Annotated in this window: 19 protein-coding genes; 11 read left to right on the forward strand and 8 right to left on the reverse strand. The window is 72.3% G+C overall.

The annotated features are described in order from the left end of the window. Positions 1-140: 140 nt before the first annotated feature. A complete protein-coding gene (locus tag TR50_RS43980) occupies positions 141-1736 on the forward strand; it encodes a protein kinase domain-containing protein (RefSeq protein WP_084699846.1) in 1596 nt (531 codons plus the stop codon). Positions 1737-1891: 155 nt separating this feature from the next. Next, positions 1892-3481 carry a protein kinase domain-containing protein gene (locus tag TR50_RS07160; protein WP_084699848.1) on the forward strand — a complete coding sequence of 530 codons (1590 nt, stop codon included), beginning with the start codon at positions 1892-1894 and terminating at the stop codon, positions 3479-3481. A gap of 70 nt (positions 3482-3551) precedes the next feature. On the opposite strand, the gene TR50_RS07165 is transcribed toward TR50_RS07160, so the two are convergent. Together TR50_RS07165 and TR50_RS07170 are read right to left on the reverse strand one after the other, a co-directional pair. Continuing rightward, entirely contained in the window at positions 3552-4535 is a 984-nt protein-coding gene (locus TR50_RS07165; RefSeq protein WP_236654306.1) for a phosphotransferase enzyme family protein, read from the reverse strand. A gap of 123 nt (positions 4536-4658) precedes the next feature. Then, positions 4659-5315, reverse strand: a complete 657-nt coding sequence (locus TR50_RS07170) for a response regulator (protein WP_042416038.1) — start codon at positions 5313-5315, stop codon at positions 4659-4661. 250 nt (positions 5316-5565) lie between these two features. Here TR50_RS07170 and pdhA point away from each other — a divergent pair, with 250 nt between their 5' ends. From pdhA to TR50_RS07200, 6 genes are all read left to right on the forward strand, one after another. After that, the gene (gene pdhA / locus TR50_RS07175; protein WP_042416042.1) at positions 5566-6693 is read left to right on the forward strand and encodes a pyruvate dehydrogenase (acetyl-transferring) E1 component subunit alpha; all 1128 of its coding nucleotides are present in this window, start codon (positions 5566-5568) and stop codon (positions 6691-6693) included. 1 nt (position 6694) lies between these two features. Further along, positions 6695-7678, forward strand: coding sequence for an alpha-ketoacid dehydrogenase subunit beta (locus TR50_RS07180; RefSeq protein WP_042416045.1), 984 nt, complete (start codon positions 6695-6697; stop codon positions 7676-7678). A gap of 18 nt (positions 7679-7696) precedes the next feature. After that, the gene (locus TR50_RS07185) at positions 7697-9151 is read left to right on the forward strand and encodes a dihydrolipoamide acetyltransferase family protein (protein ID WP_042416047.1); all 1455 of its coding nucleotides are present in this window, start codon (positions 7697-7699) and stop codon (positions 9149-9151) included. Between the two features lie 107 nt (positions 9152-9258). Beyond that, positions 9259-10380, forward strand: a complete 1122-nt coding sequence (locus TR50_RS07190; protein WP_052440814.1) for a M64 family metallopeptidase — start codon at positions 9259-9261, stop codon at positions 10378-10380. A gap of 104 nt (positions 10381-10484) precedes the next feature. Next, complete coding sequence (locus TR50_RS42365) at positions 10485-11618, forward strand: trypsin-like serine peptidase (RefSeq protein ID WP_152648290.1); 1134 nt, start codon at positions 10485-10487, stop codon at positions 11616-11618. Positions 11619-11690: 72 nt separating this feature from the next. Further along, positions 11691-13136 (forward strand): MFS transporter, encoded by a 1446-nt coding sequence (locus TR50_RS07200; protein ID WP_042416050.1) that lies wholly within the window; start codon positions 11691-11693, stop codon positions 13134-13136. Between the two features lie 78 nt (positions 13137-13214). Here the strand turns inward: TR50_RS07200 and TR50_RS07205 are convergent, their stop codons facing one another. Further along, a complete protein-coding gene (locus tag TR50_RS07205; RefSeq protein ID WP_042416363.1) occupies positions 13215-14042 on the reverse strand; it encodes a maleylpyruvate isomerase family mycothiol-dependent enzyme in 828 nt (275 codons plus the stop codon). A gap of 118 nt (positions 14043-14160) precedes the next feature. Here TR50_RS07205 and TR50_RS07210 point away from each other — a divergent pair, with 118 nt between their 5' ends. Continuing rightward, complete coding sequence (locus TR50_RS07210; protein ID WP_042416053.1) at positions 14161-14955, forward strand: nitrilase-related carbon-nitrogen hydrolase; 795 nt, start codon at positions 14161-14163, stop codon at positions 14953-14955. Between the two features lie 180 nt (positions 14956-15135). Further along, entirely contained in the window at positions 15136-16431 is a 1296-nt protein-coding gene (locus TR50_RS07215) for an MFS transporter (RefSeq protein ID WP_084699850.1), read from the forward strand. On the opposite strand, the gene TR50_RS07220 is transcribed toward TR50_RS07215, so the two are convergent. Further along, positions 16416-17366: a LysR family transcriptional regulator gene (locus TR50_RS07220; protein WP_042416056.1), complete on the reverse strand. Its 951-nt coding sequence runs from the start codon at positions 17364-17366 to the stop codon at positions 16416-16418. The two genes, TR50_RS07215 and TR50_RS07220, sit on opposite strands and share 16 nt — an antisense overlap. A gap of 70 nt (positions 17367-17436) precedes the next feature. Between TR50_RS07220 and TR50_RS07225 the strand changes: the two genes are divergently transcribed. Beyond that, on the forward strand, positions 17437-18522 hold the full coding sequence (locus tag TR50_RS07225) for a TDT family transporter (RefSeq protein WP_042416061.1): 1086 nt from the start codon (positions 17437-17439) through the stop codon (positions 18520-18522). Here TR50_RS07225 and TR50_RS07230 read toward each other — a convergent pair. The 4 genes from TR50_RS07230 to dnaJ all read right to left on the reverse strand — a co-directional run bounded on the left by TR50_RS07230 (position 18500) and on the right by dnaJ (position 22357). Next, positions 18500-19027: a hypothetical protein gene (locus tag TR50_RS07230; protein WP_152648291.1), complete on the reverse strand. Its 528-nt coding sequence runs from the start codon at positions 19025-19027 to the stop codon at positions 18500-18502. The two genes, TR50_RS07225 and TR50_RS07230, sit on opposite strands and share 23 nt — an antisense overlap. A 202-nt stretch (positions 19028-19229) precedes the next feature. Then, the gene (locus TR50_RS07235; protein WP_042416067.1) at positions 19230-20249 is read right to left on the reverse strand and encodes a helix-turn-helix transcriptional regulator; all 1020 of its coding nucleotides are present in this window, start codon (positions 20247-20249) and stop codon (positions 19230-19232) included. Positions 20250-20724: 475 nt separating this feature from the next. Beyond that, positions 20725-21183 carry a heat shock protein transcriptional repressor HspR gene (locus tag TR50_RS07240; RefSeq protein ID WP_042416070.1) on the reverse strand — a complete coding sequence of 153 codons (459 nt, stop codon included), beginning with the start codon at positions 21181-21183 and terminating at the stop codon, positions 20725-20727. A 1-nt stretch (position 21184) separates the two neighbouring features. Beyond that, positions 21185-22357 (reverse strand): molecular chaperone DnaJ, encoded by a 1173-nt coding sequence (dnaJ, locus tag TR50_RS07245; RefSeq protein ID WP_042416073.1) that lies wholly within the window; start codon positions 22355-22357, stop codon positions 21185-21187. Positions 22358-22399: the final 42 nt, after the last annotated feature.

Here is a 22399-nt window from a genome sequence, read left to right on the forward strand (position 1 = left end):
AGTTCCACAGGCCCGTTGTAGGTCCGTCTGCGAAGTATGCGCAGGGCGAGAACCCGGCTGTTTCCCGCCCTGCTCATCGCGCTAACGTTGGCCCCTGACGGCGTACCAGGCGGGTCGCCGGGTTGGGGGAGCGAGAGCGCATGAGCGAGCTGGGCGGCGCGGCCGACACAGGACGGACGGTCGGCCACGGCCGTTACGTGCTGCGGGATTTGCTCGGTCAGGGCGGCATGGCCACCGTGCATCTGGGCGACGACACGGTGCTGGACCGGCCCGTCGCGGTCAAGACCATGCTCGGCGACATGAGCCGCGAACCCTCCTTCCGCGAGCGGTTCCGCCGCGAGGCGCAGGCCGTCGCGAGGCTCAACCACACCAACATCGTCGCCGTCTACGACAGCGGTGAGGACGACCAGGCCGGCACGCCCGTCCCCTTCATCGTGATGGAGTACGTCGAGGGCTCCTCGCTCAGCTCCATCCTGCGCAAGGACATCGCCGAGCACGGCGCGATGCCCACCGACAAGGCGCTGGAGATCAGCGCCGACGTGCTGGCCGCCCTCGCCGCCTCGCACGAGCAGGGCCTGGTCCACCGCGACATCAAGCCCGCCAACGTCATGGTGACCAAGCGCGGTGTGGTCAAGGTGATGGACTTCGGCATCGCCCGCGCCATGCAGTCCGGCGTCACCTCGATGACGCAGACCGGCATGGTCGTCGGCACCCCCCAGTACCTCTCCCCGGAGCAGGCGCTCGGCAAGGCCGTGGACGCGCGTTCCGACCTGTACTCCGTCGGCTGCATGCTCTTCGAACTGCTCACCGGGCGGCTGCCGTTCGAGTCCGAGTCGCCGCTCGGCATGGCCTATCAGCACGTCCAGGAGACGCCTCCGGCGCCGTCCAGCATCAACGCGGCGGTGCCGCCCGCGGTGGACGCGCTGGTGGCGCGCGCGCTGCGCAAGGACCCGGCGCACCGCTTCCAGTCCGCGGACGAGATGCGCGAGGAGTGCCGCCGCGTCGCCCAGGCCGCGACGGGTGTGGCCAACCGGCCGCAGGTGTCCGGCGACGGTCAGCGGATGAGCAACGTCGGCGGGTCCGGCCAGAACGCGGTCTTCCCGCCGGCCCAGGGCCCTCTCAACACGCCCTACCCGCCCGGTCCCCACACGCAGATGCCGCGGCCCGGCATGGGTCCGACGCCGATGCCGCAGCCGCCGATGGGCCAACCGCCGATAGGCCAGACCCCGCCCCCGTACGCGCAGCAGCGCCCCAACACGCCGCCCCCGTACGCCCAGCAGCGGCCGGGTACGCCTCCGCCGTACGCGCAGCAGCGGCCGGGCACGCCGCCGCCGATGGGGCGTCCGACCCCGCCGCCGTACGCGCAGCAGCGCCCCAACACGCCTCCGCCGTACGCCCAGCAGCGGCCGGGCACGCCGCCCCCGATGGGGCGTCCGACCCCGCCGCCGGCGGTGGCGCCGCGGCCCATGGCCGCGCCCACCCCACCGCCGTTCGCGGCGCGGCCTGTCGCGCCCACCCCGCCGCCGCAGTTCCAGCCGAACCCCGGTGCGGCGCCCACCTCGGCCGCGAAGGGCTGCGGGCGTCTGGCGGTGGTCCTGATGATCCTCGGCGTGCTGCTGATCGCGTTGATCCTGGTGCTCGTACTGGCCGTCGACCATGCGACGCACAACACTTCGACCGACGGTATGGGTACTTCGGCGAAAATCGTCGTCAGCCTGACGGGCAACGGCGGGTAAGAGGCTCCGCATCCGCCGCCGGAAACCGGTAGCGTGCGGAGGAGGTGCATCATCCGCGCACGGCGCGGAGGGTGGCGGTGCGGTGCGCGTCGGTGCGCCGGCGCGACGGCGCAGCAGGAAAAGGCGCGGAACGCGCGGAACGATTGCGGAGAACGATGGCAGACACGCAGCACCCGCGGGACGAGGACGGCCAGGACGGCCGAGGGCCCCGACCTGAGGCTGACGCTGCCGCGGACACCGCCGCCGGGCAGGCGGGGGAGGCCTTCGTCACCACGAGCGGGCTGAGCGTCGTGGGCGAGGGCCGGTACCGGCTGACCAGCCGGCTGGGCCGGGGCGGTATGGCCGAGGTCTTCGCCGCGATGGACCAGCGGCTCGGCCGCACGGTCGCGATCAAGGTGCTTCGCCCCGAGCTCGCCGAGGACTCCATCGCGCGCACCCGCTTCACCCGCGAGGCGCACTCGGTTGCCTCGCTCAACCACCATGCCGTGGTCGCCGTCTACGACACCGGCGAGGAGGCACGCGGCAACGAGACCGTCCCGTACATCGTGATGGAGCTGGTCGAGGGCCACACGGTCCGCGAGCTGCTGCAGAGCCAGGAGCCGCCGCCGGTCGACCAGGCGCTGATCATCACCGCCGGGGTGCTGGAGGCGCTCGCCTACAGCCACAAGCACGGCATCGTGCACCGCGACATCAAGCCGGCGAACGTGATCATCACGAGCACCGGCGCGGTCAAGGTGATGGACTTCGGCATCGCGCGGGCGCTCACGGGCGTCACGTCGACGATGACGCAGACCGGCATGGTCATGGGCACCCCCCAGTACCTCTCCCCGGAGCAGGCCCTCGGCAAGGCCGTCGACCACCGGTCCGACCTGTACGCCACCGGCTGCATGCTCTACGAACTGCTCACGCTGCGCCCGCCGTTCACCGGGGACACGCCGCTCTCGGTCGTCTACCAGCACGTCCAGGACCCGCCGAAGCCGCCCTCGCAGGCGAACCCGCGCGTCCCCGCGTCGCTGGACGCGCTGGTGCTGCGCGCGCTGGCCAAGGACCCGGACGACCGTTTCCAGTCGGCGGACGAGTTCCGCGCGCACGTCCAGCACGCGCTGCGCCAGATGCACGGCGCCGCGGCCGAGGCGACGCAGGTTCTCGGCGCGGTCCCGCCGGTCTCCCCGACCGCCCCGACGACGGTCCTCCCCCAGGGCCCCGGCGGCCCGGGCGGCCCCGACGACCACGCCCCCACCACGGTCATGGCCGCGGCCACCCCGCCCCCGGCGCCGCCGTCCGGCCGGCCGCCGGTGTACGAGGACCACTACGACGACGAGGGCGACCACGGAAACCGCCGCGGGCTGTTCGCGGTGATCGCGGTCCTGGTCGTGATCGCGGCCATCGGCGTGGGCGTCGCCCTCGCCCTCAACGGCGGTGGCGGTGGCGGCGGCGGTGGCGGCACTCCGTCGCAGTCGCCGACGGTGACGCCGACGACGACGCAGACGCAGCAGAACACGCCGACGGAGCAGCCGACTCCGTCGCAGAGCCCGAGCTACTACAGCCCGACCCCGACTCCCACGCCGACGCCGACCCCGACGCCGACTCCCACGCCGACGCCGACCCCGACGCCGACTCCCACGCCGACGCCGTCGAACTCGCCGAGCGACACGAGCTCCCCGACGACGCCCGCCAGCTCCCAGTCGGCCGGGGCGGGCGGCGCGGCCGGTGGCGACACCGGCACCCCCAAGGCCGGCGCCTGACCGCTCGCGCGCCGGCCGGCCTCGCTCCCCCGGCCGACTCCGCGCTCCCCGGGCGGTGCGACCGCCCGGGTCAGTTCACGTAGGCGTCCAGCACCTGCTGGTACTCCTCGCACCACCAGACGATCTGTGCCGCGGCCGCCGGGAACAGCTCGTTCGCACGGTCGTCACGCCGCGCGTAGCGCCAGCGCAGCATCCAGAAGTCGTTGAGGCGTTCCCACCAGACGCGGTGCACCCCGGCAGCCATCTGTTCCGCCGTGTGGCCGGAGGCCGCGCGGTAGGCGCGGGCGTAGGCCCGCAGGCGGGCGAGGTCGAGGACGCCGGAGACGGGTGCGCAGAAGAACTGGGTGGCCGCCCGGACCGCCTCGTCGGTGACGGGCTTGACGCCCAGGCGGTCCCAGTCGAGGACCGCCACCGGCCGCTCACCCCGGTACAGCAGGTTCAGCGGGTGGAAGTCGCCGTGGACCCAGCCGGCCGGCGGTGCGCTGCGGGGGCCCGGTCGGCGGCCCGCGTACGCGTCCAGCAGGACGAGCCGTTCGCGCAGGCGCTGCTCGGCGAGGGCGTCGAAGGGCTCGCGGGGGGTGCGGGCGCGGGCCGCGCCGAGGAGGGTGGTGATGGTGATGCGGGTCTGTTCGGGGTCGGCCGTCGGCCACGGGCCGCAGGCGTCGAGGACGGGCGGCTGGATGCGACGGAGTTCGGCGTGTATGGAGCCCAGCAGCGTGCCGAGCCCGGCCGCGGCCGGGAGCGAGAGGGAGCCTGGCGGGGCGCCGTCCACGAAGGGGAAGAGCGCGTAGCGGCGGCCGCGCTGCAGGACGAGGGTGCGGCCGTCCTCGGCCGCTGCGGGCGGGACGGTGGGGAGTCCGGAGGCGGCGAGCGCGGCGATGGTGCGGTGCTGCGCGGTGAGCGCGCCGCTCGAGGCGTGGCCGGCGTCGTCGAGGTACTGCTTGAGGACGAAGCGGCGTCCGTCTGCCGCGTCGACCTGCCAGACGCGGTTCAGCAGACCGTGGGCGGTGCGTTGCATCCGCACCGGCCCGTCGATGCCGAAGCGTTCCAGCACCGCCCGAAGGCGGGCCGGAACGGCTGATAAACCACTTGTCAGCGTGAGTGTCTGGGCCTCCGTCACGCGGCAGATGCTACTGCCGGGGTGCGTGAGGAAAGCCTTACTGATCTTCTGTGACCGTTAACCCTCCGTCGCGTGCATCTTCGCGACATAGGCGGCGGCCTGGGTGCGTCGTTCCATGCCCAGTTTTGCCAGCAGGCTGGAGACGTAGTTCTTGACGGTCTTCTCGGCCAGGTGCAGTTCGGCGCCGATCTGGCGGTTGGTCATCCCCTCGCCGATCAGGTCGAGGATCCGCCGTTCCTGCTTCGTCAACTCCGCGAGGCGTTCGTCCTCCTTCTGTCCGCCGTCACGGAGCCGCGCGAGGACGCGGGCGGTCGCCACCGGGTCGAGCAGGGACTTGCCGGAGGCGACGTCCCGCACGGCGGAGAGCAGGTCGGTGCCGCGGATCGCCTTCAGGACGTAGCCGGACGCCCCGGCCATGATCGCGTCGAAGAGCGCCTCGTCGTCCGGGAAGGAGGTCAGCATGAGGCAGGTGACCTCGGGCAGCTGGGAGCGGATCTCCCGGCAGACCTCGACGCCGCTGCCGTCGGGCAGCCGGACGTCCAGGACGGCGACGTCGGGACGCGTGGCGGGGATGCGGACCAGTGCCTCGGCCGCGGTGCCGGCCTCGCCGACGACCTCGACGTCCGGCTCCAGCGAGAGCAACTCGTGGACGCCGCGCCGGACGACTTCGTGGTCATCGAGCAGGAATACCCTGATTCGTCCCGATTCACTCATGGTCACAGCCTCGCATACGGGCCGGAAACCTGCCGGTCACCCGGGGTGATTTGCCCCGGTTTGGGGATGAGCATGGTAGTTGGACGTCCTAGGACAGAAGAAATTGGGTCTTCCCCTGGGTAACGTTCTCGAAGAGGATCAGGGCACACCTATCCGCCGATCCGAAGTCGTCGCCCACCCGAAGCGAGGACGCGAGGAGCAGGCGACCGGACCGGTTGCCGGCAACCCCGGAGGCCGGAAATACCGAGGAGTGAACGTGACCGTCGAGAGCACGGCGGGGACGGCGACCGCTGCCGTCCCGGAGCTGGTGCAGCTGCTCACCCCCGAAGGGGAGCGAGTGGAGCATCCGCGCTTCTCCCTGGAGACGACTCCGGAAGAGCTGCGCTCCATCTATCGTGACCTGGTCCTTGTACGCCGCTTCGACGGCGAGGCCACCGCTCTGCAGCGCCAGGGCGAGCTGGGCCTGTGGGCCTCCCTGCTGGGCCAGGAGGCCGCCCAGGTGGGCTCCGGACGCGCACAGCGTCCGGGCGACTGGGCCTTCCCGACCTACCGCGAGCACGGCGTCGCCTGGTGCAAGGGCGTCGACCCGCTGAACCTGCTCGGCATGTTCCGCGGCGTGAACCACGGCGGCTGGGACCCGTACGAGAAGAACTTCCAGCTCTACACCATCGTCATCGGCTCGCAGACGCTGCACGCGACGGGCTACGCGATGGGCATCACCAAGGACGGCACCGACGACGCCGTGGTCGCCTACTTCGGCGACGGCGCGTCCAGCCAGGGCGACGTCAACGAGGCCTTCACCTTCGCCTCGGTCTACAACGCCCCCGTGGTCTTCTTCTGCCAGAACAACCAGTGGGCCATCTCCGAGCCCACCGAGCGGCAGACGCGAGTGCCCCTCTACCAGCGCGCGGCCGGCTTCGGCTTCCCCGGTGTCCGGGTCGACGGCAACGACGTGCTGGCCTGCCTGGCGGTCACCCGCTGGGCGCTCGAGCGCGCCCGCAACGGCGAGGGCCCGACCCTGATCGAGGCCTTCACCTACCGCATGGGCGCCCACACCACCTCCGACGACCCGACCCGCTACCGGATCGCGGACGAGTTGGAGGAGTGGAAGCTCAAGGACCCGATCGAGCGGGTCAAGGCCTACCTGGTCCGCGAGGAGTGGGCCGACCAGGAGTTCTTCGACGCCGTGGACGCCGAGAGCGAGCAGCTCGCCCGCCGCGTCCGTGAGGGCGTCCGCAACATGCCCGACCCGGACCCGACCTCGATCTTCGGGCACGTCTACGCCGAGGGCCACGCGCTCGTGGACGAGGAGCGCGCGCAGTACGTGGAATACGCGGCGTCGTTCGACGGCTCCGAAGAGGTTGGGGAGGGCCGCTGAGATGGCTGCCGAGAACTACAGCATGGTGAAGGCCCTCAACGAGGCGCTGCGGCGCTCGCTGGAGGCCGACCCGAAGACCCTCGTCATGGGCGAGGACGTGGGCCGCCTCGGCGGCGTCTTCCGGGTGACCGACGGCCTGCACAAGGACTTCGGCGACGCCCGGATCATCGACACCCCGCTGGCCGAGTCCGGCATCATGGGCACCGCGATCGGCCTGGCGCTGCGCGGCTACCGCCCGGTGGTGGAGATCCAGTTCGACGGCTTCGTCTACCCGGCCTTCGACCAGATCGTCACCCAGCTGGCCAAGATGCACGCCCGTGCGCTCGGCCACGTCAAGCTGCCGATCACCGTGCGCATCCCGTTCGGCGGCGGCATCGGCGCCGTCGAGCACCACAGCGAGTCGCACGAGGCGTACTTCGCGCACACGGCCGGCCTCAAGGTCGTCTCGCCGTCGAACCCGGTGGACGCGCACTGGATGCTGCGCCAGGCGATCGCCTCGGACGACCCGGTGATCTTCCTGGAGCCGAAGCGCCGCTACTGGGACAAGGGCGTCGTGGACCCGCTGGGTGAGGCCCCGGCCCCGCTGCATTCCGCGCGCGTCGCGCGTCCGGGCCGGGACCTGACCCTGATCGCCTACGGCCCGATGGTCAAGGTCTGCCTGGAGGCGGCCGAGGCCGCGGCCGAGGACGGTCACCAGATCGAGGTCGTCGACCTGCGCTCGCTGTCCCCGGTGGACTTCGACACCCTCGAGGCCTCCGTCAAGCGCACCGGCCGCGCCGTGGTCGTGCACGAGGCGCCGGTCTTCATGGGCATGGGCTCGGAGCTGGCCGCCCGGATCACCGAGCGCTGCTTCTACTCGCTGGAGGCCCCCGTGCTGCGGGTGGGCGGCTACTTCGCCCCGTACCCGCCGTCCCGGGTGGAGGAGACATACCTGCCGGACCTCGACCGGGTGCTCGACGCCGTCGACCGCGCCCTCGCCTTCTGACGGGGGTTGGAGAGCACGATGAGCACTGCAGTTTCGAACGTCCGACAGTTCAAGATGCCGGACGTCGGCGAGGGACTCACCGAGGCCGAGATCCTCAAGTGGTACGTGCAGCCGGGTGACACCGTCACCGACGGCCAGATCGTCTGCGAGGTCGAGACGGCCAAGGCCGCCGTCGAGCTGCCGATCCCCTTCGACGGGGTGGTGCAGGAGCTGTTCTTCGGCGAGGGCACGACGGTCGACGTCGGCACGGCGATCATCAGCGTCGCGGTCGCGGGCGGCGCCCCGGCCGAGGAGGCGCCCGCTCCCGCGGCCGCCGTCGAGGAGGAGCCGGAGCCGGAGCGCCGCGAGGTGCTGGTCGGCTACGGTCCGCGCTCGGGCTCGTCCCGCCGTCGCGCGCGCAAGACGACCGCCCCGGCTGCCGCGCCGACCGTGGTGCAGGCGGGCGGGGAGGCGACGTACCACGCGCCGGCTCCGGCCGCCGCGCCCGCGCCGGTCGCCCCCGCGGCTCCGGCCGCAGTCGCCCCGGTCGCTCCGGCCGCCCCGGTCTCCGGCGAGCGTCCGCTGGCCAAGCCGCCGGTCCGGAAGCTGGCCAAGGACCTCGGCGTGGACCTCGCCGCGGTCACCCCGACGGGCCCGAACGGCACCGTGAGCCGCGAGGACGTGCACGCGCACGTCGCCGCGGCGAGCGCGCCGGCTCCGGCGGCCGTGGTCGCCGAGCCCGCCGCGGCTCCGGCCGGGTCGGTCGCCCCCGCTCCCGTGGTCGGCGCGCTGGGCGACACCCGCGTCCCGATCAAGGGCGTGCGCAAGGCGACGGCGGCGGCGATGGTCTCCTCCGCGTTCACCGCCCCGCACGTGACGGAGTGGGTCCAGGTGGACGTCACCCGCACGATGAAGCTGGTCGCCAAGCTGAAGGAGACCGGCGAGCTGGGCGCGGGCGTCCGCGTCAGCCCGCTGCTGCTGGTCGCCAAGGCCCTGCTGATCGCGATCCGGCGCCACCCGGAGATCAACGCGAGCTGGGACGAGGCCAACCAGGAGATCGTGATCAAGCGCGCGATCAACCTCGGCATCGCCGCGGCCACGCCGCGCGGCCTGATCGTCCCGAACATCAAGGACGCGGGCAGCATGGCGCTCCCCGAGCTGGCCCAGGCGCTGACGGGGCTGATCGAGGTGGCCCGCGAGGGCAAGACCTCGCCCGCGGCGATGCAGGGCGGGACGGTGACGATCACCAACGTGGGCGTCTTCGGCGTCGACTCCGGCACCCCGATCCTGAACCCCGGTGAGGCCGCGATCCTGGCCTTCGGCCAGGTCCGGGAGCTGCCGTGGGTGCACAAGGGCCGGGTCGTCCCGCGCCTGGTGACGACGCTGGCCCTCTCCTTCGACCACCGCATGGTGGACGGGGAGCTGGGTTCGAAGGTCCTCGCCGACACCGCGGCGATCCTGGCGGACCCGAAGAAGCTGATCAGCTGGCAGTAGCCGGTCAGGGCGCGGGGAGTGGCATCGTGCCGCTCCCCGCGCCTCGCTTGTCCGCAATTGCCCGAATGGTGCAACAACCGTTGCGCGGCGGCTTCGTTCTGCATTGAGTGAAGCCCTCTGCCGCCCTTCTGCTGCTGTTCACACTGCTGTTCGGCGCCGCCCCCGTCCCCGCCGCGGCGTGCGAGGCGCACGTCGTGGACGCCGTCGACCTCGTCGACAACGGCCCGGCCGCGAACCGGATCACCGTCGTGCTGGTCGGGGACGGCTACACCCCGGCCGAGCTTCCGCGCTTCCGCGCCCAGGCCGAGGCCACCTGGCGGGCCCTCAGTTCGGTGGAGCCGTTCCGCAGTTACGCGCGCTTCTTCGACGTCAGGCGGGTGGACCTGGTCTCGCCCCACTCCGGGATCGGCGACGGCTCCCCCCTCGGCATGCACTTCGGCTGCGGCGGGACCCCGCGCCTGCTGTGCGCCGACGACGACGCCGTCAGGCACTGGGTCGGCCCCGCGGCCGGGCCGCGGTACGTGATCGCGCTGGCCGACTCCACGGACTACGGCGGGGCGGGCGGCAAGGGTGTGACCACGCTGTCCGCCGGGGCGCCGGACGCGGCCCGCATCATCGAGCACGAGATGGGGCACACCGTCGGCGGGCTCGGCGACGAGTACGACTCCGCCCCGGCCGGGGACTCCGACTTCCCCAACCTGTCCGACCAGGGCGCCGACGCGATGGCGGCCGCGCACGCCAAGTGGTGGCGCTGGCTCGGCGCGGCCGACCCCTCGGGAGGCGTCGTGGGCGCGTACCGCGGGGCCAACGGGCTGTACCGGCCCACCCAGGACTCGATCATGCGCACCCTCGGCGGCGTCTACAACCTGCCCTGCCGGGAGGCGATCATCGAGTCGCTGTACCGGCGGCTGCGACCGCTCGACGGCGCGGCCCCGGCGCCGCAGGCCGGGCCGGTGCGGGCGGGCCGGATCCTGCGGGTCCGGCCGCTGCTGCTCCCGGGCGGTGGCCGCCGACTCTCCGTCAGCTGGACCGTCGACGGCCGCCCGGCGCGCTTCGGCGCGCTGCGGGAGGGCGGCCTCGCCCTGGACACCGGTGCGCTCGGACTGCGCCCGGGCGCCCGGGTCGTCGTCCAGGCCGTCGTCACCGACGAGACGTCATGGGTGCGCGACGAGGCGTTCCGACAGGCGCGGATGCGGGGCCAGGTGGCCTGGCGGGTCGGCCGGTTCTGAAGATCCGCACAGCAAACTCACAGGTCACGTCCTGCTAACGGGGCCTGTGACGTGATCGGCGGACGGCCAGTCATATGAGAGTGTGTAAAAACGAAAATCGGAGGGTGGGGAGTTCCACGGTGGGTGAGCGCAGGCGTCGCCGCTTCGGAGGGGTCAGGACGGGAGTCGCGGCGCTGGTGGCGGCGGGCGTGCTGGGAGCCGTGTTCGCGCCCTCCGCGTTGGCCGGGATCAGCGGATCGGGTGCGGGCTCGCACCCGATGGGCGATGCCGCGCCGGTCTCCGCCTCGCCGACACCGGGCGCCCCGGGCGCGGGGACGATGGCGGTCTCCCCGAAGGTCGCGACGACCTCCGCGACGACCTGGAACGCGGCGGCCGCCGCCGAGTTCTGGACCCCGGCACGGCTCGCCTCAGCCCTCCCGGCCGACGCGCCGAAGCCCGTGACGCAGCAGCCCGTGACCCAGCAGCCCGTGACACAGCCCGCGGCGCGGTCCTCGACGAGGACGGCCGCGAGGACCGCGGCGAGGGCCGCCGGCGTCGTCGCCGACTCCGTGCCGAACTCCTCGTCGATCGCCCGCTCGACGCACTTCTCGGGCGCGTCGAGCACCGGCATCATCTTCTACGCCTCGAAGGACCTCACCACGCACTACTGCACCGCCAGTGTCGTGGACAGCCACTACGGCAACCTGATCATCATGGCCGCCCACTGCAACCCGGGCAGCTGGATGGCCTACGTGCCCAAGTACCAGCACGGCGCCGCGAAGCAGCCCTACGGCATCTGGGCCGTCACCAAGGTCTTCAAGGACTCGCACTACACCGGCACCCCCGCGACCAGCGACTACGACTACGCCTTCGCGCAGGTGGCCAAGAACGCCAAGGGCCAGACCATCCAGAGCGTCACCGGCGGCAACTGGCTCAGCCACACCCCGAGCTACAGCATGTACGTGACGGCGCTGGGCTACCCGAAGATCACCGCGGACTCCGCGGACCAGGCCATCCGCTGCCACCCGAACTACCCGACGCAGCGGCTCACCGGCTACCGGCAGATGGTCCTCTACTGCACCGGCTTCTGGGGTGGCACCTCGGGCGGCCCGTGGATCACGTACTTCAACGGGAACACCGGCTACCTGGTCGGCATCACCGGCGGCTACGAGGAGGGCGGTCCCAACAGCTGGACCAGCTACAGCCCGATCTTCGACGACCGGATCTTCACGCTGTTCAACTACGCCGAGTATCACTAGTTGGCATCAGCAAGTTCCACACGGTGGACCCAGGCGGGGTTGATTCGTCCTACCAATTAGGATGACGCCACGATGACTGCCGACCCCGCCACCGCTGCCGCCGACGCCTCGACCTCCACCGGCCCCACCGCCGCTCCGGCGCGGCGCGAGCCGCCGGGCGGCAGGGGGGCCTGGCTGGCGTGGGGCATCGGCGTCACGGTCTACGTCCTCGCCGTCGTCCACCGCACCAGCCTCGGCGTCGCCGGGGTCGACGCGGCGGCCCGGTTCGGGATCAACGCCTCGGCGCTGTCGACCTTCTCCATCCTTCAGGTCCTGGTCTACGCCGGCATGCAGATACCCGTCGGCCTCCTTGTCGACCGCCACGGCCCGCGCCGGATCCTCAGCGCGGGCCTCGTGCTGCTCACCGCCGGGCAGCTCGGCTTCGCGCTGGCGACCTCCTTCACCCCCGCGCTGCTCGCGCGCGGCGTGCTGGGCTGCGGCGACGCGATGACCTTCGTCAGCGTGCTGCGGATCGGCTCGCGCTGGTTCCCGCTGTTCCGCAACCCGTTCATCGCCCAGCTGACCGGTCTGGTCGGCACGGTCGGCAACCTGGTCTCGACGCTGGTGCTCTCCCAGGTCCTGCACAGCGCCGGCTGGACGGCGACCTTCGGCACCACCGCGCTGCTGGGCTTCGGCGTGCTGGCGCTGGTGGTGCTGGTCCTGCGGGAGACGCCGGACAGCGCGCCGCGCGAGCCGCTGTTCGTGCGCCGGAGCGCACGCGTCCCCGACGCCCCCCGGCCGGTAGCACCCCTGCCGCCCGTACCGTCCGTACCGGGTTTCTCGCTCCGCGACCAGATCCACGCGTCCTGGCGCGAGCCCGGCACCCGGCTCGGCATGTGGGTCCACTTCACCACGGCGTTCCCGGCGTCCAGCTTCCTGCTGCTGTGGGGCATGCCCTTCCTGATGACCGGCCAGCACCTCTCGCGCGCCCTCTCCGGTGCGCTGCTCAGCCTGGTCATCGTCGCGGGCATGGGCTTCGCGGTCCTCTTCGGCCAGCTGATGTCGCGCCGGCCCGGCTGGCGGACCCCCACGGTCTTCGCGGTCGTCCTCACCACCGGCGCGGCCTGGGCCGCGGTCCTGGCCTGGCCGCAGCCGGGCCACGTCCCGATGTGGCTGCTGATCGTCCTCGCGGTGGTGATGGGCAGCAACGGCCCCGCGTCCCTCATCGGCCTCGACTACGCCCGCCCGGTGAACCCCCCGGAGCGGGTCGGCACGGCCTCCGGCATCGTCAACATGGGCGGCTTCATCGCCGCGGTCCTGGCGCTCTTCCTGATCGGCCTCGTCCTGGACCTCGACACCCCGGGCGGCGGCACGGACTACACGGCGAACGGCTTCCGCGCGGCGTTCGCGATGCTGTACCTGCCGATGGCCCTGGGCATCCTCCAGATCCTCCGCCTCCGCAAGCGCGCCCTCGCCCGCGAACGCGAACTCATCGCGGCGGCGGTCCCTGTCGCGCGTGGGGAGCTTGCCGCTCCCTAGGGGCACGAGGAACCACTGACATGCGGGTCGTTTCTCGCGCCCCTGGGGAGTGCACCCACCTGTGAGGGCGAAGCCGCCTCAGGGCGTGACGGCGAAGTTGTCCAGGATGAGGCGGGCGAGGTCCTCGTCGCCCTCCACCTTGACGTCCGCCGCCTGGGACGGGATGCGGCCGCAGGCGAGGCGGGAGAAGGTCTCCCAGTCCATGCCGAGGGCCACCGCCGGGGCGAGCAGGACCTCGCCGTCGACACGGCCGCGGCCGTCCGCGTCGACGTGGACGGTGCGCATGAACTCCTGCTCGCCGTGGACGTCGAAGACGGCCGTCGTGCCGGCCGGAGCGCCGGCCAGCTTGGCGACGGCGCGGGGCAGCATCTCGATCAGGTAGTCGCGGGTGATGGCGGCCGCCGCCGAGTCCAGACCGCCCGCCCGGCCGAGGGCCCTGCGGATGTCCTGCTCGTGGGTCCACACGTCGAAGACGCGCGTGCGCAGCAGCTGGTGGAAGGGGACGTCGCGGCTGTAGGGGCCCATCGGCCAGCGGACCTCGTCCACCGGCGCGTAGCGGTCGCTCCGCAGCGCGCGGGAGCGGCGGATGATGGTGTACTCCAGCTCGGAGGCCATCTCCACCGCGGTGTGGCAGCGGCGTTTGTCGACCGGCACCTCGCAGTGGCGGCTGAACTCGTCCACGACGTGCCGCAGATCGCGTGGCAGCGTGTGGATCGGGCGTGGGTCGCCCAGCAGTTCGGACTCCATGGCGATGATGTGCGAGACGACGTCCCGCACGGACCACCCCGGGCATTCGGTCGGCCGGTTCCACGCGCCCTCGGGGAGTGGGGCGACCAGCTCGGATATGGCCTCGATGGACTGGGTCCAGGCATCGGCGTACGCCTGGACGGTCTGCTTGTCGGTCACGTTCACGACCCCTCAGGCGGAGCAGCCAACTTCGCTATCGGCACGTTACGCTGCCTGGTGTCCCCAGGCAGCGCTTTCCGGTGTTGATCGTAGGGCTCTTGACGAAACGGGTGGTACCGTGCGCGCTTCTCTTGTCCAGATCGATGTGAACGAGCGCGAGTCCGCGGACGAGCGCCGGAGCCGGATCGCGGACGTGGTCCGAGCGCAGCGCGGCGTCGCCGATCTGGTGGTGCTGCCCGAGCTGTGGACCCTCGGCGGGTTCGCGTACGAGGCGTGGGCGGACGGCGCGGAGACGCTGGAGGGCCCGACCGCCGAGGCGATGTCCGCGGCCGCCCGCGACGCGGGCGTCTGGCTGCACGCCGGCTCGATCGTGGAACGGGACCCGGAGGGGCCGCTCTGCAACACCTCGCTGCTGTTCGCGCCGGACGGCGAGCTGCACGCCTGGTACCGCAAGATCCACCGCTTCGGCTTCGACAGCGGTGAGGCCGCGCTGATGGCCGCGGGGCGGGAGCTGTGCGTGGTGGACACGCCCTTCGGGCGGATGGGTCTGGTCACCTGTTACGACCTGCGCTTCCCCGAGTTGTTCCGGGCCATGCTCGACCAGGGAGCGGAGCTGTTCGTCGCCCCGGCGGCGTGGCCGGCCCGCCGTGCCGCGCACTGGTCGCTGCTGGCACGGGCGCGGGCGGTGGAGGAGCAGGCGCTGGTCCTCGCCTGCAACACCGCGGGCACGCACGGCGGCGTCCCGCAGGCGGGGCTCAGCGTCGTGGTGGACCCGTGGGGCACGGTGCTGGGAGAGGCGAACGGCGGGGAGTCCGGCAGCGCGGAGGAGGTGCTGACGGTCGAGTTCGACCCGGCCGTGGTCGAGCGCACCCGCGCCGAGTTCCCGGTGCTGCGGGACCGTCAGAAGTGGTGACGGGTTGAGCCGCTGACATGTCGACCCGATGGCCGGAAGTGGTAACCGGCCCGTGGCAGGAAGATGTCACTGATGCTCGTGGTGGCAGATCTGGTGATGGTGCCGTGAAGCCGACATGATGATCCGCGCTCACACTGCATTCTGGTTGGCCTGCGACTCGCTTTGCGGTAATTGTGATGAGTGCCTGACAAAATTGCGTCCACGGCGACGCCACTCCCCTCACAGGCGCGCTCATCGCTGTGGCGCGACAGGGACTTCCTGCTGCTCTGGGGCGGCGGTGCGGCCAGCGATCTCGGCTCGGCCGTCTCCACTCTGCTCATCCCGCTGATAGCGGTCCAGAACGTAGGCGCGACCACCTTCCAGATCGCCATGCTCGGGCTCGCCCGCCGGCTTCCGGCGGCGGTGCTCTCGCTGCCCGCCGGGGTCCTGGTGGACCGGCTGCGCAAGCGCCGGCTGATGATCTGGTGTCAGGTCCTGTGCGCGGTGGCCATGGGCTCCGTCCCGGCCGTCGCCTTCTTCGGCCACGTCCACCTCTGGCAGCTCTACGTCGTGACCGCCGCGGTGGGCAGCGTCGGCGTCTTCTTCGGCATCGCCGACCTCAGCTATCTGCCGACCGTGCTGTCACGCGACCAACTCGTCGACGGCAACGCCAAGCTGAACACCACCGAGACCGCCTCCGACGCCGCCGGCCCGGCCCTCGGCGCGCTGCTCGCAGGGGTGGTGACCGCCGCGCGGGCCGTCGCCGTCGACGCCGTCTCCTACGCGATCGTCGCCGCCACGCTGCTGCTGATGCGCACACCCGACCCCCAGCCGGAGCCCGACCGGACCAGGACGACACCGGTCAGCTTCCGCGTCGCGATGACCGAGGGCCTCCGCTTCGTCTGGCGCAACCCCGTGCTGCGCGCGATCACCTGCTGCACCGCGACGGCCAACCTCGGCATCATCGCGGTGGTCAGCCTCGAGGTCGTGTACCTGGTGCGCGGTCTGCACGCCTCGGCGACCTCCGCCGGCATGGTGCTCGGCCTGGGCGTGCTGGGCGGCTTCGTGGGCAGTCTGGTGGCCAAGCCGCTGGCGCGGCGGCTGGGCAACGCCCGGGTGATGTGGGTGGCGCTGATCGTCTGCGGCCCGTTCGCGCTGCTGATGCCGCTGGCGACGCCGGGGGCGGGGCTGGCCCTCTACGCGTTCGGCTGGGCCGTCTTCAACGCCGGTGGCGTCGTCTACCAGACCGCGCAGATGGCCTACCGCCAGTCGAGCATCCCGAGGGAGCTGCTCGGCCGGGTCAACGCCGGTATCCGCTGGGTGGTGTGGGGCGCCATGTCGCTGGGCGCGCTGTTCGGCGGCACCGTCGGCAGCTGGCTGGGACTGCGCACGGCCCTGTGGCTCGCCACCGGCTTCCTCGCCGTCACCGGCCTGTGGCTGCTGGCCTCCCCGCTGCGCGGCTGGCGGGACATCCCGGAGCGTCAGCTGAGCCACTGACCGGCGCGCGGGCCGCTGCCCTTGGCGCGGATCAGGGTGAGCAGCTCCCGGGCGGGCCCCTTGGGCTTGGCCCCCTTCGGCCAGACGGCGTGCAGCGGGCGCTTGAGGTCGAGCTCGGCGACCGGGACGGACACCAGGCGGCCGGCGGCCAGATCGTCGGCCACGGCGAGCTCGCTCAGCACGGCCGGACCCGCTCCGCTGGTCGCGGCCGACTTCAGCGCCGTGGTCGACGCGAGAGTGAGCAGCGGCTCCGCTAGGCCGCCGACGGGCGCCAGCGCCGCGTCGAGCACCTCGCGGGTGCCGCTGCCCTGCTCGCGCAGGATCAGCGCGGTCGAGGCGACCTCGGCGGGTGAGAGCGGGGCGCGCCGTCGGGCCCAGCGATGGGCCGGGGCGACCAGCACCAGCAGCCGGTCGTGGGCCACGACCGCGCCGTCCAGACCGGCCGGGATCCGCACGCCCTCGACGAAGCCGAGGTCCGCCTCGCCCTCCAGAACGTGCGCGGCCACCTCGGTCGAGTTGGCCGCGCGCAGCGTCACGGCGGTGTCGGGCAGGGCGGCGTGCAGGGCCAGCAGCCAGCCCGGCATCAGGTACTCGGCGACGGTGAGGCTGGCGGAGACCCGCAGCCGGGCGTCGCGCCTCTCCCGCAGGGCGGCGATCCCGGCGTCCAGCGCCTGGGCGGCGCCGACGACCTGCGCGGCCCACTCCGCGACCAGCGCGCCGGCCTCGGTGGGCCGGGATCCGCGGGGGGAGCGCTCCAGCAGGGTCACCCCGATCTGCCGCTCCATCGCGGCGATCCGCGCGGACGCGGCGGGCTGGGTGATCCCGAGCGCGGCGGCCGCCCGGCCGAGACTGCCCAGCCGGACGACCGCGAGCAGCAGTTCCAGCCCGCCGAGCTCGGGCACGTGGGAGGAGAGGGGCGCCGGGGTCGAGCTCATAGAGCCAGCTTATGCCCCGATCGACGAATGGTCCCTACCGGCGCGAACGGCCCGGACGGAGGGTGGAGACATGGCTACCACCGTGCTCCCGAGGCCGCTCACCAGGCGGTTCGCCGACCGTCCCCTGATCGAGGCGGCAGGCCGCTTCGGGCCGAACTGGTACGCCGCGGTGATGGGCACCGCGATCGTCGCCAACGGCGCGCACGTGCTGCCGGGCGGCGTGCCGGCGCGGTTCGCGGAGCTGTTCTGGGTGCTGGGCTTCGCGGGGCTGCTCGCGCTGGCCGGGATCCGGCTCGTGGGCCGTCTGCACCACGCCCGGGTCCGGCCGCTGGACGACCCCACCGTCGCGGTCTTCCTCGGCTGCCCGCCGATGGCCCTGATGGCCGTGGGCTTCGGCGCGCTGGGGGCGGGCGAGCCGCTGCTCGGCCCCGGTCCCGCGGTGGCCCTGGACGCCGTGCTGTGGACCCTGGGCACGCTCTACGGGCTCTGGGCGGCCGGGACGGTGCTGTTCCGGCTGACGACGCGCTACGAGGTCAGCTGGGCGGACGCCGCGCCCACCTGGCTGCTGCCCGTGGTCGCCCCCATGGTCTCCGCCGCGCTCGGCCCGGCGCTGATCCCCCATCTGCCCGCCGGGCAGGCGCAGCAGACGATGCTGCTGGCGTGTGTGGCCATGTTCGGGATGAGTCTCGTCGCGGTGCTGATGCTGCTGCCGACGCTGTGGGGCCGGCTCGCGCACGAGGGTCCGCTGCCGCCCGCGCTGATCCCCACGCTCTTCCTGGTGCTGGGCCCGCTCGGCCAGTCGGTCACGGCCGTGACCCAGTTCGCGGCGCACGGGCCCGCGGTCTTCGCCGGGTTCGCGCTGCTCTACGGCGTGCCGGTGTTCGGCTTCGCGCTGCTGTGGCTCGCCGTGGCGGCCGCGGCGAGTGTGCGCGGCCTGCGTCGCGGGATGCCGTTCGCGATGACCTGGTGGGCGTACACCTTCCCGGTCGGCACCTGCGTCACCGGTGCGGCCGGCCTCTATGCCCGCACCGGGGCGGATGCCTTCGCGGTGGCGTCGGTGGCGCTCTACGTGCTGCTGCTCGCGGCCTGGGCCGTGGCGGCGGTGCGCACGGCCCGGTCGCTGCCGGCGTTCGTCAGGACGCCTCGGGGTAGGTGAGGGAGGTGTCCGCCCAGTCGAGCGCGGTGATGATCGTGTGACGCAGCTGCTGGTCGGTCCAGCTGGTGTCGAACTCCAGCGGCAGCACCGGGGAGACCTCCTCCAGCGTGGAGATCATCGGGCTGTGGGCGACGGCCTTGTCGACCAGCAGCACGACCGGCTTGCGCAGCGCGGTGGCCCAGCCGAGCTCCATGCCGACCCCGGCCGACAGCGGCGAGCCGACGTAGGCGATGGCCAGGTCCGCGGACTGCATCGCCCGGAACGCGGAGGGGACGCGCAGTCCGATGCCGACGCCGCGGGTGGTCCACACGTCGTCGTGGTGCGTGCTGAACACGCTCACGCCGGCGTCGAGCAGGGCCTCGCGCAGGGCCGATATCTTGCCGCGCAGGGCCAGGCTGAAGACGCCGTCGGCGGGACCGGTGAGGCGAAGCGACGGGGCGGCCAGAAAGACGCGCATGGTGCGGCGTGCGTCGGCCGCGAGCTCCGCGTCGGACAGCTCGGTCATCACGATCGGCTCCATCGACATGGTTGACCGCGCAACGACAACTCCCGTACGTTGCGGGATGAGTGTTGCTCAGTCAGACGGGGGAATCAGGTGCCGGCGCCGGCAACCCTTGGGGGGATGCTTCGATGGTGCTGGGGAGAACACGTGAGCGTCCAGGGTCGCCCTGTGACATCAAACTGCCGAGCGGTGGCACGAGAGGGCATCAGCGCTCGTCGTCCCGCTGCTTCAGCAGGCCCAGCTGAGCTGCGCGCACCCCGGCCTCGAAGCGGCTCTCGGCGCCGAGCTCCTGCATCAGGGCGGAGATGTGGCGGCGACAGGTCCGCACCGACATCCCGAGTCTGCGGGCGACGACCTCGTCCTTGAGCCCCTGGGCCAGCAGCTCCAGCAGCGATCGGCGCAGGTCGTCGGAGACGTTCTGGTAGCCGGGTCCCTCCACCAGGAACGGGGTGGAGGCGATCCAGAACTGTTCGAAGAGCGCGCACAGGAAGGAGGTGAGCACCGGCTCGCGCACGACGACCGCGCCGGGCGGCTGGTTGGCCTGGCTGCGCTTCGGTATGAAGGCCACTTCGCGGTCGAAGATGAACATCCGCTCCGGCAGCTGGTCGACGGTGCGGATCTCGGCACCGGACTCCACCATGGCGCTCACGTACGAGCGCATGCTGAGCTGGGTGCGGGTCGTGTGCTGGTAGAGCATCCGGAACCGGACGCCGCGCTGGGCGATGCTGAGATCGAGCGGGAGCGTCCGCTGGAGCGTTCCCGGGTCGCGCTTGCCGCCTGGTTGGACGGTCATCAGGTCCCGGGAGCACTTGTTGGCCGCCTGGTTGATCAGCAGCTGGACCTCGGCCGGATCGGTGATGATCTCCAGGCCCCCGGTGGCCGGCCCCGAGATCGTGCGACCCAGGTAGGCGGGCATGAGCTGGAGGAGGCGTTCCCGGGTGCCGTCCACGGCGGTCCGGTAGTTGCGGATCGTTTCTTCCAGAGGCTGAGCGAGTCTGGTCGCCGCAAGTTCGGGATTGACCGGAACCAGTCGATCGTCGGCGCCGGAGACGCGTTGCAGGAGGCAGTGGGCCAGGAGTTCGTCGCGACACAGGGCGATCCCGTCGTCGGTCAGTCCGGTGACCTCGGCCGCCGATTCCGGCAGGAATTCGCCCTCGGCCAGCGCTTGCATGTAGATCGCGACCGCGTCAGGGCTGAGCGGGGCCGGCAGCTGCGGGCTCGTCATGGGCGATATGCCAATCTCGTCCGGTTTTATCCTGTGGCCACTTCAGGTCTGGTCACTTGTTGCCACTATCGAACAACGACTCGGGCCAGATCCGTACCCCATTGTGGTGGATGGCCTCCCTCCGTTCGGGTGGCTGTCTGTCGATATCAAGGCATGAACGGCCCGGTTCATCGCCCTGTCAGGAGAGGGAGTGCTCCGTGCGTCGTACGTCGCATCGTTCGTTGTGGAGAGTTGCTCTCGCCGGGGGTGTCGCCGTTCTGGCTCTCTTCCTCAGCGCCGGTGCAGCTTCGGCTGACCTGGGCTGGGACGGCGGCCACATGACGGCTGCCACCGTGCACCCGTAGCCCCGCGAGTCTCCCCGGTCGATCCTCCTCGACGACCGGGGTCTGCAAAGACCGAGGGACCGTGCCTCCCCGGACACGGTCCCTCGGTCATGCCTGCGTACGCGTCAGGCCGCCCACCACGGGGCTGGCTGCTACCGCACGCCGCCGTCCGGGCGCGGCTTCGGGCGCCAGACGACCAGGGCGGAACTCTGCTGGTACGGCACCAGGTCGCGCCGGTACGAGGCGTGCACCGCGGCGGCCGCGGCCTCCGCGGCGCCCTGGAGCTCGGCCACGCGCGACTGGAGCGCGGCGACCTGGTTCTCCAGCTCGATGATGCGCTTGATGCCCGCGAGGTTGATGCCCTCCTCCTGGGAGAGCCGCTGCACCTCGCGGAGCTGCTCGATGTCCCGCGCCGAGTAGCGGCGGCCGCGGCCGGCCGTGCGGTCGGGGGAGACGAGGCCGAGCCGGTCGTACTGCCGCAGCGTCTGCGGGTGCAGACCGCTCAGCTCCGCAGCCACGGAGATGACGTACACCGGGGTGTACTCCGTCAGGTGGTAGGCCGCTCTGCGGCCACCGCCGGGCCCGCCGGGGCCGTCCGTCACGCCTGGCATCTCACGCCTCCTCCGCCGCCTTGAACAACGCCGACCGCGGGTCCTCCGCGGAGATCGCGTCGCGGTACTTCTCCAGGGCCTCCTTGGCCTCGCCCTCCGTCTTCGGAGGGACCGCCACCTCGACCGTCACCAGCAGGTCGCCACGCGTGCCGTCCTTGCGCACGGCGCCCTTGCCCCGAGCCCGCATGGTGAGGCCGTTGGCCGAGCCCGCGGGGAGCTTCATGGACACCGGCGGACCGCCGAGGGTCGGCACCCGGATCGTGCCACCGAGCGCCGCCTCGGGGAAGGAGACCGGCACCGTCACCGTCAGATTGTCGCCGCGCCGCCCGAAGACCGGGTGCGGGGTGACGTGGACCGTCACGTACAGGTCGCCCGCGGGGCCGCCGCGCTCGCCCTGGGCGCCCTTGCCCTTGAGCCTGATCCGCTGGTCGTCGCCGACACCGGCCGGGATCCGCACCTGCATGGTGCGCGCCGAGGTGGCGCGCCCGCTGCCGTGGCAGACCTCGCACGGGTCGTCGACCAGCAGCCCGCGGCCCTTGCAGTCCCGGCAGGGCTCGCTGAGCGCGAAGTTGCCCTGGCCGCGGCTGACGTAGCCGGTGCCGACGCAGGTCGGACAGACGCGCGGGGTGGTGCCCGCCTTCGCGCCGGTGCCCGCGCAGGCCTTGCAGGCCGCCTGACTGGTCATCCGGATCGGGACCGTGGCGCCCTCGACCGCCTCGACGAAGCTGAGGGTCACCTCGGACTCCACGTCCGCGCCGCGCCGCGGCTGCGTCGTGGTGCCCCGGCCGCGGCCGCCGAAGAGGCCGCCGAACAGGTCCCCGACGCCGCCGCCGAAGCCGCCGCCGCTCTGCGTCGTGGTCTGGCCGGTGCCGCCGAAGAGGTCCCCGAGGTCGAAGTTGAAGCCGCCGCCCGCGCCGCCGGGGCGGAAGCCGCCGTTGGCGAAGAGCGCGCGCGCCTCGTCGTAGTCCTTGCGGCGCTTCTCGTCGGACAGGACGTCGTTGGCCTCGGAGATCTCCTTGAAACGCTCCTCGGCGGCCTTGTCGCCCTTGTTGGCGTCCGGGTGGTTCTCCCGGGCCAGCTTCCGGTAGGCCTTCTTGATCTCAGCGGTGGAGGCGTCCTTGGGCACGCCCAGGATCTTGTAGTAGTCCTTCTCCACGTAGTCCTTGCCGCTCAACGCGCTCCCTCCTCACCACTTCTGATCACACGACCGAGGGCC

Source organism: Streptacidiphilus anmyonensis (assembly GCF_000787855.1).
Classification (GTDB): domain Bacteria; phylum Actinomycetota; class Actinomycetes; order Streptomycetales; family Streptomycetaceae; genus Streptacidiphilus; species Streptacidiphilus anmyonensis.

Coding starts and splice junctions, on each gene's coding strand:
- TR50_RS07180 (WP_042416045.1), top strand. CDS start 6,695: ATGGCTGCCGAGAACTACAGCATGGTGAAGGCCCTCAACGAGGCGCTG.
- TR50_RS07235 (WP_042416067.1), bottom strand. CDS start 20,249: ATGACGAGCCCGCAGCTGCCGGCCCCGCTCAGCCCTGACGCGGTCGCG.
- TR50_RS07200 (WP_042416050.1), top strand. CDS start 11,691: ATGACTGCCGACCCCGCCACCGCTGCCGCCGACGCCTCGACCTCCACC.
- TR50_RS07230 (WP_152648291.1), bottom strand. CDS start 19,027: ATGACCGAGCTGTCCGACGCGGAGCTCGCGGCCGACGCACGCCGCACC.
- TR50_RS43980 (WP_084699846.1), top strand. CDS start 141: ATGAGCGAGCTGGGCGGCGCGGCCGACACAGGACGGACGGTCGGCCAC.
- TR50_RS07170 (WP_042416038.1), bottom strand. CDS start 5,315: ATGAGTGAATCGGGACGAATCAGGGTATTCCTGCTCGATGACCACGAA.
- TR50_RS07225 (WP_042416061.1), top strand. CDS start 17,437: ATGGCTACCACCGTGCTCCCGAGGCCGCTCACCAGGCGGTTCGCCGAC.
- TR50_RS07185 (WP_042416047.1), top strand. CDS start 7,697: ATGAGCACTGCAGTTTCGAACGTCCGACAGTTCAAGATGCCGGACGTC.
- TR50_RS07240 (WP_042416070.1), bottom strand. CDS start 21,183: ATGCCAGGCGTGACGGACGGCCCCGGCGGGCCCGGCGGTGGCCGCAGA.
- TR50_RS07220 (WP_042416056.1), bottom strand. CDS start 17,366: ATGAGCTCGACCCCGGCGCCCCTCTCCTCCCACGTGCCCGAGCTCGGC.
- TR50_RS07160 (WP_084699848.1), top strand. CDS start 1,892: ATGGCAGACACGCAGCACCCGCGGGACGAGGACGGCCAGGACGGCCGA.